This is a genomic window from Actinoplanes lutulentus (assembly GCF_003259845.1).
Lineage (GTDB): Bacteria > Actinomycetota > Actinomycetes > Mycobacteriales > Micromonosporaceae > Actinoplanes > Actinoplanes lutulentus.
Genome location: NZ_QLMJ01000036.1, coordinates 22,811 through 34,511, shown reverse-complemented (window position 1 = coordinate 34,511; position 11,701 = coordinate 22,811). Strand labels below are relative to the sequence as shown.

The following is an 11,701-nucleotide window of genomic DNA, read 5'->3' as shown; positions in this document are numbered from 1 at the left end:
CCTGCAACCGGCTGACCACGCCGTTCCAACTCGCCGACTCGGCGAACGCGCCATGGATGAGAACAATGGTGGGCTTCACGATTCGCTCCTTCGAAGCGGATACCGGCGCGTCCAGGGATCGGCGCGCTGTCCGACCCCACCATCGGCGCCCGGCCCGTCCGCCGAATCAGTCATTCGCCCACCGTCGGCACGTGTCCGGCACGACACGACCCGGCGATTAGCGCGAATAGCCGGTTTTATCCGCTAGGGGTCGGCGGTTGTGAGCCGGTACCCCGGGCCACAACACTCTCGCTGCCGTGGGCGTCGGCACCGACCGGTTAGGTCAAACGACAGATACCGGCGTCCGATATGGAGTCCGGGTCCGGTGAACCGACCGGGTCCGCACGCGTCGTGTCGAAGTGTCCCCACCCGTCGTCGCAAAGACGACCACCGTCCTACGGAGGACCGATGCGAAAGACATTCCCTGCCGCGATGCGTGTGCTGATCGCCGGCGTGCTGAGCCTGGGAGGCGCCGCGATCACCAACACCGGTTCAGCCTCAGCCTCGGCCGGCGGATCCGGCCGCATAGCCTGGCATCCCTGCGCGGAACACCAGGCCGATCAGCGCTTGCAATGCGGTTCGATCACCCTTCCCGTCGACTGGGCCCGGCCGGACGGCCCCACCTTCGAACTGGCTCTGGCCAGACGCCCGGCCTCGGACCCCGCGGCCCGGATCGGCACCCTCACCTTCCATCCCGGTGGCCCAGGCCTGTCCGGTGTCGATGCGGTGTCCGACGATCGCTACTTCAACCCGGAGGTCCTCCGCCGCTTCGACGTCGTCGGCTTCGATCCGCGTGGGGTCGGCCGCAGCAATCCCGTCGTGTGTTCGGCCGAGCTGCTGGCGCAGCGGCCTGAGCCGGTCCCGGCGAGCCAGCACGCCTACGACGCCCTGGTGACGTTCAACCGGGCGCTGTACGCGGATTGCCGCCGGCGCACGGGACCCTTGACCGATCATCTCGACTCGGTGAGCGTCGCCCATGACGTCGATGCGATCCGGGCCGCACTGGGCGAACGGGAGATCACCTTTTATGGCGTCTCCTACGGCACGCTGACCGGCCAGGCCTACGCCGAGAACTATCCGCACCGGCTCCGCGCGCTGGTACTCGACAGCCCGATGGACCACAGCCAGTCCGGGCGGTCGTTCTACGTCACTCACACCGCGGCGGCCGAGAACATCCTCACCCAGTTCGCCTCCTGGTGCGACCGGACGACGACGTGCGCCCTGCACGGCCGCGATGTCGAGGCTCTGTTCGCATCGCTGTCGGCCCGGGCGGACAACGGCGAGCTAGGCGGCTATACCCGGTACGGCCTGAGCACGGAGTTCCAGTTCACCACCTGGCTGCCCGCCAACTGGCCCGCGCTGGCGGCCCGGCTCGCCGAGCTGGACAGCGGACAGGCAGCACCGTCCCCCGCCTCCGCGTCCGCGTCCGAGGTGCGGCCTCTGGCGGATCTCGCGTTCTGCCAGGACTGGCGGACCGGCGTGCGGAGCTTCACCGACTTCTCGCGCATCGTCGCGCAGTCCTCGTCGGCGGCTCCCCACCTGCGGGTCGGCGCGGCAGCCGCGGAGTCCTTCGGCTTCTGCCTGGGTTACCCCGGTGGCGTCACCAATCCGCAGCATCCCGTCGACGTCGACATGCGCCGTCCCATCCTCGTGGTCGCGGCCCAGCACGATCCGGCCACTCCGCGTCGCTGGGCGGCCACGGTGGCCGAGCAGATCGGCCCGAACGCACGGCTGTTCACCTACCAGGGCTGGGGTCACGGGGTCTACCGCCAGCATCTGCCGTGCCCTGACGCGGTCGTCGACCGCTACCTGATCGACGGGCGGCTGCCCGCACCGGGAGCGGGTTGCGCAGCGGTGGATCCACGCCCCTGACCCATCCGCCGGGCGAAGTCGCGTCGCTGCCGGCTGCCGGATGAGAATCCACCGGCAGCCGGCGGCGGCGACTACGGCTCGATCACGAGCCGGGTGATGGCATCGCCCTCGAGGGTGAATCGGTAGTGCAGATCAACCGAGCCGCCCGGGAAGTTGCCCTCCAGATGCTGAACCACGTCCCAGCCCGACCCACCGTCGCCGGTCGCACCGGCGAACTCGGTGGTGTACGAATACTCGCCGGACGATTTGTTCAGCCAGGCGAGGATCTCGTCCCGGCCGCGATACGTGTGCCCATCATCGATCACGACAGCGTCGGCGGCGAAGGCGCCGATCGCCGTGTTGCTGTCCTGAGAGTCCTGCGCGGGCAGATACGTGGTGATGGTGGCCGGCAACTCGTCCCACGAGTATGCGGTGCCGCTGCCTGATGTCTTGTTCATGCCATGAGGGTCGACTCTCCCCCAGGGAGAAGGTCAACACCGGCTGCTCGTTCGGTTCGCCCTTCCTTCAACAGCCGGGCGAGCTCGGCCGGTCGTTCCAGGTGCGGCAGGTGGCTACCCGGCAACACGGTGATGGCAATGGTGGGCAGCGCCGCGGTCAACCAGTCGACGTAGGGTGCCGGCGGTGGCGCCGCGGTGACCCATCGGTAGCTGATGCCCCGTGCGGCGATCCTCCGCAGGTCCGCCTCACGGTCGGCACGGACCTGCTCATCCGTACCTTGCAGGATCTCGGCCCAGTAGCCCAGCAGCAGATCAGGCCGCGGATCGGTGGCCGTGTCGGCGAGATGTCGCGCCTCGCCGTCCAGCGAATCGATGCCCATCCCGGCCAGCATGCGATCCCAGACCGCGCGCCAGCCCGGGCCCCGCAGTTGCGGCTCCGCCTCCCGGACGAGGCTGCCGAAGGGGCCGGGCAGCAGGAACTGATCCAGGTTGACCACCGCATGAGTGGGATAGCGGGCGGCGTAGACCGTGGCGATAATCCCGCCCACCGAATGGCCCACCAGGGTGGGCGGCTCGGTCCGGGCCGCCGCCGTGATCTGGCTGTGCAGCAGCTCGGTGACCTCATCCATCCGGTACGACGCGCGGCGCGGGGCGTCACCGTGGCCCGGCAGATCCAGCGCGAGGACGTCACGGTCGGGGTCGACGACGGCGAGCTCGCGGCGCAGCGGGTCCCAGTGCCGCCGATCGAAGGTCAGGCCGTGAAGAAGAACGAGTGGAGATGTCATACCCGGTAGGCGTAACCGGGCCGGGAACAACTTGTTCATGGCCGCCGTCACAGCTCCCAGCGGCTCGGGCCACCGGTGCTCGGCTCGTAGCGGAAATAGCTGCCGGTCCGCACCGACGCGCGCAGGTGTGCCGCAGCGATGGGAGTGAGCGACTGGAGCCGGATGAGCACCGCCCGAAGGGCCCGCGTCGCGTTGACCCTCGCGCGTTCCGCCTCGGCGCTGCGCCGGCGTGGGCGGCCCCCCAGCCCGGCGGTCCGCCGTAGCTCGGCCACCACGGCCTGCCGCTCGGCGGCGAGGGTCGCGGCGCGGTCGACGTCACCCGCCCGGTCCGCGCTGTCCATCTGTTCGGCCAGGTCGCCGATGCGCCGGCGGTAGGCCGCCCGAGCTGCGGCGTCAAGCACGGGCTCAGGCGCGGGTACCACGAGTCCGGCGCCACCCGCCACAAGATCCAGCGCGGCGATCTCGTGCCCCGGGGCGGCCAGGAGAGTACGCAGGTAACCCAGCCCGCGTACATCGCGCAGGCGGGCCTGCTCCCGGCCGGCATCGATGACCCAGTCGTCGCCGTCACGTGCCAGTCGCCAGATTTCGAGGCCCGGCTCAGGCCCGGTGGCGTTCCGGGATGCGACAGCCCCGACCATGCCGGATGCCGGCAGGCCCAGCGCCTTGGTGATCGCAGCGGCGCGCGCCCGGTCTCCGCGAGCCGCGAGCGTAGCCGCCAGCCACGGCAGTGCACCGAGTCGCTCCTCCTGGGCTATCGCATCGTCGAAGTGCGCATTCGCCTGAGTGGCCCGGCCCAGCCGGGCGGCGACCCGGCCGAGGTAGTCGTCCACCGGGCCGGTGATCGTGTTCGCCCCGCCCCAGACCACCAGACGTCCGGAGTAGGGCAGCAGAGCATCGTAGAGGACCTGCAAGGCGGCCGGAGCAGCGCCAAGCGACGCGACCAGAGCCAGATCGGCCACGGCGCCGATCCAGCGAGGGCCGGCCCCGGCCAGTACCGACGGCAGCAAGCGGTCCACGTCGAGCAACGCCTCAGCGACCTGCCCCGACTCGGCCAAGGCCCGGGCGGCCGTGGCCTCGAAGAAATGTCCGGGCAGTCGCCGGGCAAGCGCCCGCAACGGCTCGACCTCTTCTGCTCCGTGGCCACGCAGCAACGCCAGCCGGCCCCGGAGCGACGCGGTCAGCCGATCGGTATCGGCCAGCCCGGCACGTCGCCCCGCCTCGGACACCTCGGCGGCGAGTGCCTCCGCGAGGTCGAGGCGGCCGCGGACCAGCGCCAGCACGGCCTGCCGGGACAATGCGACGACCGCCGCTTCCGGGTCGCCGTCACGCTCGCCGGCCCGCGCGTACGCCACCAGCGCGGCCTCGGCCGCGTCCAGGTCCCCCCGCTCGGCCAGAGCGGTGAACCGCCAGAACAGTCCGCGCCGTTCCAGTGCCGCATCGCCGGCCCGGCGGGCCAGGTCGACGATCTGGGATGCGGTGGACAGCCGCTCGCCGGCCGCCACCGGGTCCCACAACGCGTGCAGCTGTCCGTCCAGTACCTCCGCCAGGGTCCTGGGGTCCTCGGTGGCCCGGGCGAGCCGGACGGCCTCGCCGGCGAGTTCCCGTCGCCGAGCTGCCGCGGACGGGTCACCCAGCAGCTCGCCGGCCAGTCGCACCAGCACCCGGGCCCGGATGGCCGGAGCCGGTGCTCGCGACGCGGCGTCCTCCAGCAGCCGGATCAGCGCCGTGTCGAGAACGAGAAACTCTTGCCGCGACGGCGCGGTGAGGGCCAGCTCGACAACGGCGTCCGGACCCGATGCGAGCGGCACGGCCGCCGCGAGATCGAGTGCCGGTCCCGGCCAGCCCGCGGTGAGCAACCAGAGTGCGTGCACCGTTTCGGCAGGTCGCTCTGGCAGCAGGGCGGCCAGCTCCGCCTCGGTCAGCGGGGTCAGATGGAGGTGGTGGCCAGAGCTCGTGGCCACGGTGGTGGTGACCAGCACCGCAGCGCCGCCGAGAACCAGCCGGTCGAGATCCACGGTGTCCGTGGCCGGGCCGAGGTCGTCCAGGATCACCAGACAAGCGCCCGGCGCGCTTGCGGCCGGCGACCGGGTCACCGGCAGCCCGCACTGCCGGGCCAGCTCCGCCGCCGCAGCGGTGAGCACTGTCTTGCCGGATCCGGGCGGCCCCACGACAGTCAGCCGCCCGCCCTCGCCGGTAACGGCCCGCTCCAGCAGCCGGCGCACGACGGCCAGCTCACGACGGCGTCCGATCATGGCGTTCAGCGTAGGCGTGCCCCGGGCGCGTGCCGTGGTCGTCAGGCAGGGGCCAGGCGGAAGACCGGCCAGCCGATCTCGGTACGCCATTGCCCGGCGTCGGTGGTGTCCCGAGGACCGGCCAGGTACGTCTCATGGACCGGGCCGTCGACACTGAGGGCGTGCGCGGCCACCCAGGCGCCCAGGCGGCCGTACGTGACGTCGATGTCGTCGTGCCGGCCCGCGTGCACGGCCACCGCGAGATCGGCGGCCGGCAGCGTGAGAATCTCGATGCGGCCGCCGGATCGCGGCTGCGTGACCGGCCGGTAAAGAGTCATCGCCCCGAGGCCCTCGGTGAACAGCTCGTTGGCGTAGAGCCCGCCCGGCGCTGCCGTACGCTCGGCCGGCGGGAAAGCCGCGTCCAGCTCGTCCATCGCCGCGTCGAACCAGGTGAGCGCGTCCTCCTGCCGTACCGCCGGTGCGCTGATGGCCGCCACGGAACGGACCGGAATCGAGCGAAGTTCGACCTCGATCTCGTCGGCGTCCGGCCGCAGCAGCTGGCGCAGCGAAGCGACAGCGGCCCGCGTGCGGTCGAGCTCCGCCTCCAGCCGCTGCAGGTGACCGGCGATGAGCTCGGTCCGCCGGTCCGGGTCATCGGTGGCAAGGATCGATTTGACCTCGGCCAAGGGCATGTCCAGCTGCCGCAGCCGGTGGATGACCTGCGCGGTCCCGATCTGACCGGGTTCGTAGTACCGATAGTTCGTGAACGGGTCCACCGTCGCCGGCTCCAACAGCCCGGCCTCGTGATAGCGGCGCAGGGTCCGCACACTCAGATGACTGAGCGTGGCGAACTCGCCGATGGTCAAGCCGCTTCGCACTGCCACAGTGTCCATCCTCCCCACTGATTCGCGCCTGCGGGCAGACAGCCGTCAGGCATGTGTGGAACGGATCATGTCGGCGGCCTTCTCACCGATCATGATCGTTGCGGGGTTGGTGTTGACGCAGACGATGCGCGGCATGATCGAGGCATCCGCCACACGAAGCCCGTCGACACCGTGGACGCGCAGATCCGAGTCGACCACCGCGTCGGCCTCGCTGCCCATCGCGCAGGTGCCGACGGGGTGGTAGTAGGTCCCGGTGCCCCAGCGCAGGTATTCACGAAGGCCCGCACGCTGCTGGACGCCCGTTCCGGGCAGCACCTCCCGGCCGCGCCAGCCGTCGAACGGCGCGGCGGCGGCGATCGTCCGTGCCACCTCGAGGCCCTCGACGAGACGCCGGACGTCCGCCTCTTCGGCGAGGTAGTTCGGATCGATCAGTGGTGCGACCTCGGGGTCGGCCGACGTCAGGCGCACCGTTCCCCGCGACTCGGGCACCGTCGCGACGCCGAAGGTGTAGCTGTTGGCAGGCGCCTGCAGAGCGGGCCGATGGAACGGCGCCTCGATGAACATCAGCTGCATGTCCGGGCCGGGCAGTCCAGGGTCGCTGCGCCACAGCATCGACGTCTCGGCGTGATTGGCGTGTGCGGCCGGGATCGGCTGGGACGCCTCGAAGACCAGACTGGCCAGCGGATGGTCGTGCAGGTTCCGGCCGACTCCCGGGAGGTGCTGTACCACCGGGATGTCCACGTTGCCGAGATCGATGGCATCGCCGATACCCGAGTACATCAGCAGCCGTGGCGAGTCGATCGCACCGGCGCTGACCACGACCTCGTAATCCGCGTAGGCCGACGTGAGTTCACCGTCCCGCGCGAAGGTCACGCCGATGCAGCGCCCTCGCCGGATGATCAGCCGGTGCGCGCGGGCGCCGGTCAGGATGGTGAGATTCGGCCGCTGGTGCGCCACCGGGTGCAGATAGGCGTCCGCGGTGCTCTGCCGCCGCCCTTCGGTGATGGACAGGTCGTGCCAGCCCACGCCTTCGGCTGTCGCGCCGTTGAAGTCCTCGGTCCGTGGATGTCCGGCCGCGACGGCCGCATCCACGAAGACCTGGGAGAGCGGGTTGGGCTCGGCCGCGATCGCCGGGCGCATCGGGCCGCTGTCGCCGCGGAATGCCGGGTCGCCGCCCGCGACGGTCTCCATGCGGCGAAAGTACGGCAGGACCGAGGCGTAGTCCCAGCCGTTGGCCCCCTGTTTGGCCCAGCCGTCGAAGTCGGCGGCGTGGCCGCGGAGGAAGACCATGGCATTGATGCTGCTGGAGCCACCGAGAGTGTGCCCCCGGGGCCAGTCGTGCCGGGCGTTCCCGGTGCCGCTCTGCGGGACGGTGACATAGGAGTAGTCGACCGCGCTGCCCCACAGCGCCGGCCAGGCCGGCGGTACCGAGATCTCCGGCAGGGTGTCGGCCGGACCGGACTCGAGCAGCAGGACCCGTACGCGGCGATCCTCGGACAGGCGGGCGGCGACGACGGCGCCGGCTGAGCCCGCACCGACCACGATGAAGTCGTAGGTGTCTGACATGCAGACCACGGTTTCTCGGCCGGACCGCAGGTAGTTGACCATCTCCGCCTCGGCCCTTGACCACTGGCGACTGAACTTCCGCGGCCTCAGCACGTCGAGGTGGATATGACGTCATCGGGTGGTGAGAGGTGCCGGCAGTCCGTGGCCCGGAGCTTCGGCCGCCGGTTCCGGGATCAGGGGAACGAGACCGACGGTACGAGGTCCGGCGCGGCTTTCGGGCCCCTGACCGCGTACTGGGTGAGCGGGGATCCCCAGATCGCACGGCGGACACCACCGGTCGGCCGGCGCCCGCCGAATCGCCTCAAGCTCTGCATGCAGATCGACGGGGAGGCCACCGTCCGCCAGAACGGTCATCCGGTGCACATCCTGCCGGGTCAGATGGCGCTCTACGACACTCGCCACCCCTACGACCTCCGGTTCGACCGGCGCTGGTCATGCATCGTGCTCGCCTTCCCGCACGGCGCTCTCTCGCTGCCGGACAACGTGCTGCGGCAGGCGATGCGGCAAGCGCACTCGTTCTGTGAAGGCCCGGGAGCGGTACTGGCGGACTTCGTCGCCGCCGCGATGGAGCAGCGGACGTCGGTCGGCACCTCCGCCGGACGTCTCGGCGAGGCCGGGCTCCACCTGATCGCGGGCGCGCTCGGCACGACGGGACAGGACGGCGAGGAGGCGCTGGCGGACGCGCAGCGGCTCCAGGTGCTGGGTTACATCCGTGAGCACCTGGCGGACCCGGTCCTGACCCATGACCGGGTCGCCGCCGTGCATCGGATGGCTCCCCGGAGCCTGCATCGGCTGTTCGAGCGTGAACCCCATACGGTCACCGAGTACATCCGGATGCGGCGACTGGAGTCGATCCACCGGGATCTGGCCGACCCGATGCTGAGCCATCTCAGCATCGCACGGGTCGCATCTCGCTGGTGTTTCACCAGTCCGGCGCATCTCACACGAGCGTTCCAGGCCCGGTACGGCGTCTCGCCGTCGACGGTTCGCCGCACCGGTAGTCCTGGTACGTCCTGATGCCCTTGACATCGATTCGCGGGTGCCGTGCAATATATTGCATGCTGCACAGAGGATCGCTGGACGTCCGTGCCGGCTCCGGCCCGAGCCCGGCCTGATCAGGGCCCGGCCATGGCGGATCTGTTCGGGCGTGAGGTCGAGCTGGCACGCATCGCTGACTTTCTGCGATCGATGCGGCAGGGCGGTGACGTGCGGCTGGTCCGCGGCGAGCCCGGCATCGGGAAGTCGGCGCTGCTGGCGGCCGCGGCCGAGCTGGCCGAGGACGACGGCATCCGGGTGCTACGGGCCTCAGGCTCGCAGTACGAGGCGGACGTCAGCTACTCGCTACTGAATCAGCTACTGCTGCCGTTGTACGCCGAGATCCGGCGGCTGCCGCCCGCACTCCGCGACGCGCTGACCGTCGCCCTCGGCTTCGGGCCGGGTCCGGCCCCCGGCGCTCTGCTGGTCGGCAATGCCACTCTGTCGCTGCTGACCTCCCTCGCCCGGGTGGCGCCGGTCCTGTTGATCATCGACGACGTCCAGTGGGCCGACCGGCCCAGCGCTGCCGTGCTCGGCTTCATCGCCCGGCGGGTGAAGGGATCGCCGGTGGGTGTCATCGCCGCATCCCACAACGGCACGGAAAGCTTCCTGGACCGCCGCGGCCTGCCCACGGTGGAGGTTCAGCCGCTCACCCGGGACGCCGGCGCCCAGCTCGTGGACGCGCGTTTTCCCAGCATGACCCCACATGCCCGGCAGCGCCTGCTCGACCTCGCCCACGGCAACCCGCTGGCCCTCGTCGAGCTCCCCGCCACCCTCACCAGCTCCGAGCACTGGTCCGAGCCGTCCGATGTGGTGCCGTTGAGCGATCGCCTTCAGTCGCTGTTCGTCATCCAGCTCACCGGTCTGCCCGACGACACCCGGCAACTGCTGCTACTGGCCACCTTCGAAGGCAGCGGTGACACGACCGTCCTGCGCGGCATGGCCGACCTCACCGCACTGGCGCCGGCCGAACGAGTCGAACTGGTGCGGGTCGACGACGCCACCGGGCTCATGACCTTCCGCCACCCCTTGATCAAATCGGCGATCGTCGCGATGTCCACCCACGAGGAGCGCCGCGCCGCCCATCTCGTCATCGCCACCGCACTGCCCGCGGATCTGGAACGTCGCGCCTGGCACCTGGCCGCCGCCACAGCTGGACCGGACGAGTCGGTGGCGACACAGCTCGAGGACGCCTCCCATCGGGTGCACCAGCGCGGCGACGCCCTCGCGGCGATCGCCGCGCTGGTGCGCGCCGCGGAACTCAGCGCCACCGCCGAGGACCGGGCCCGGCGACTGGCCGAGGCGGCCTACATCGGCGCCGAGGCCGGTGGCGTCAGAGACGCGACCACCCTGCTGGCCGACGCGCGCGCGACGAACTCCAGCTCGGCCGGATCGCTGCACGCGGCCAACGCGGCGGCACTGCTGATGGTCAATGGTGACGGTGACGTGCACACCGCCCACCGCCTGCTCGCCGGCGCGATCGAGGCCGGCGACCACGGCTGGCAGGCGAACGATCCCGCACTCGACGAGGCGCTGCGCACGTTGCTCCTGATCTCCTGGTACGCGGGCAACGCCGAGCTCTGGGCCGTGTTCCACCGTGCCGTGGACCGGTTGACTCCGGCGCCGCCCGACCTGCTCTCGGTGATGAGCAGGACCTTCCCCGACCCGGTCCGCACCGGCGCGGCCGCGCTGCCGGAGCTGGAGGCCTTGCTGTCCACGCTGGCCGACGAGGACGACCCGGCCCGGGTCGTAAGGATCGGCACCGCTTCGATCTACCTCGATCGGCTCGGTGACAACCGGGAGCACTCCTGGCGGCTGGTTCGCCAGGGGCGCGAGGGAGGGGCACCGCGACGCCGGCTCAGCGCGCTCATGCACCTGTGCCTCGACGACTATCTCACCGGCCGCTGGGACGAGGCCGAGGAACTGGCCCAGGAAGCCCTGGAGCTCTGCGCTGCCAGTGGGCTGCCGTTCCTGACCTGGGAGTTCCACTACATCGAAGCGATCATCGCGGCGGGCCGAGGCCGGCCCGCCGAGGCGTTCAGGCTGGCCGACGACATCACCCACTGGGCGTTACCGCGCGGCGTCGCCGGCGTGGTGGCCATCGCGCATCATCCTCGCGTGCTCGCAGCCGCGGCCGAGGGCGACTTCGAGGCGGCGTACCAGCACGCCACCGCCGTGAGCCCCGCCGGTGTTCTCGCGCCGCACGTACCGATCTGCATGTGGATGATGTTCGACCTGGTGGAAGCGGCCCTGCGAACCGGGCGCAGGGCCGAGGCCCGGGCCCATGCCGAGGCCATGCGATCAGCTCAGATCGCCACGTTGTCCTCCCGCATGACGCTGATCCAGCACGGCGTCGACGCCCTGCTCGCCGACAGCGAGGATCACGAGGCACGTCTGGAACGGACCCTGAGTGATCCGGGCTCCGAGCGGTGGCTTTTCGAGTCCTCCCGGATCCGTCTCGCCTTCGCCGAGAAATTGCGACGCCGTAAAGACTTCGCCCGGGCCCGGGAACATCTGACCGCCGCACATGCTGGATTCGCCGCCATGGGCGCCGAGCGATGGCTGGCCCGGGCGATGACCGAATTGCGGGCCACCGGATATCGGCCGGTCATCGACGAGCAACCGCCCAGCACTCTGACCTCACAAGAATTCGAGATCGCGCTCTTGGCCGCCGGCGGTCTGACCAACAAACAAATTGGCGAACGAATGTATCTTTCGCATCGTACGGTCGGCACCCACCTGTACCGGATCTTCCCCAAGCTCGGCGTTTCGTCGCGGGCCGGGCTGCGTGATGCCCTCGCATAGGTAATGTCATTCCCGGTCAGTTTTTCAACTATGCCGAATCCATTGGG

General features: G+C 70.5%; 8 protein-coding genes. 3 read left to right on the top strand and 5 right to left on the bottom strand.

Features of this window, described 5'->3' with window-relative positions; translation table 11 throughout:
• The first annotated feature begins 447 nt into the window (after positions 1–447).
• A complete protein-coding gene (locus tag B0I29_RS44615) occupies positions 448–1,911 on the top strand; it encodes an alpha/beta hydrolase (protein ID WP_181558331.1) in 1,464 nt (487 codons plus the stop codon).
• 71 nt (positions 1,912–1,982) lie between these two features.
• Here the strand turns inward: B0I29_RS44615 and B0I29_RS44610 are convergent, their stop codons facing one another.
• From B0I29_RS44610 to B0I29_RS44590, 5 genes are read right to left on the bottom strand one after another with little or no spacing between them, the layout of a single operon-like run.
• Positions 1,983–2,348 carry a nuclear transport factor 2 family protein gene (locus tag B0I29_RS44610; protein ID WP_111655243.1) on the bottom strand — a complete coding sequence of 122 codons (366 nt, stop codon included), beginning with the start codon at positions 2,346–2,348 and terminating at the stop codon, positions 1,983–1,985.
• Positions 2,345–3,133, bottom strand: coding sequence for an alpha/beta fold hydrolase (locus tag B0I29_RS44605; protein ID WP_245973227.1), 789 nt, complete (start codon positions 3,131–3,133; stop codon positions 2,345–2,347). The genes B0I29_RS44610 and B0I29_RS44605 overlap by 4 nt, the downstream gene beginning before the upstream one ends.
• 47 nt (positions 3,134–3,180) lie before the next feature.
• A complete protein-coding gene (locus tag B0I29_RS44600) occupies positions 3,181–5,385 on the bottom strand; it encodes a hypothetical protein (protein WP_111655242.1) in 2,205 nt (734 codons plus the stop codon).
• 41 nt (positions 5,386–5,426) lie between these two features.
• Positions 5,427–6,242, bottom strand: coding sequence for a MerR family transcriptional regulator (locus B0I29_RS44595; protein ID WP_111655241.1), 816 nt, complete (start codon positions 6,240–6,242; stop codon positions 5,427–5,429).
• A 51-nt stretch (positions 6,243–6,293) separates the two neighbouring features.
• Positions 6,294–7,814: a GMC family oxidoreductase gene (locus tag B0I29_RS44590; protein WP_111655246.1), complete on the bottom strand. Its 1,521-nt coding sequence runs from the start codon at positions 7,812–7,814 to the stop codon at positions 6,294–6,296.
• Between the two features lie 141 nt (positions 7,815–7,955).
• Here B0I29_RS44590 and B0I29_RS44585 point away from each other — a divergent pair, with 141 nt between their 5' ends.
• Both B0I29_RS44585 and B0I29_RS44580 read left to right on the top strand, forming a co-directional pair.
• A complete protein-coding gene (locus B0I29_RS44585; RefSeq protein ID WP_181558330.1) occupies positions 7,956–8,831 on the top strand; it encodes an AraC-like ligand-binding domain-containing protein in 876 nt (291 codons plus the stop codon).
• A gap of 111 nt (positions 8,832–8,942) precedes the next feature.
• Positions 8,943–11,654, top strand: a complete 2,712-nt coding sequence (locus B0I29_RS44580; RefSeq protein ID WP_111655239.1) for a helix-turn-helix transcriptional regulator — start codon at positions 8,943–8,945, stop codon at positions 11,652–11,654.
• The last annotated feature ends 47 nt before the right edge of the window (positions 11,655–11,701 follow it).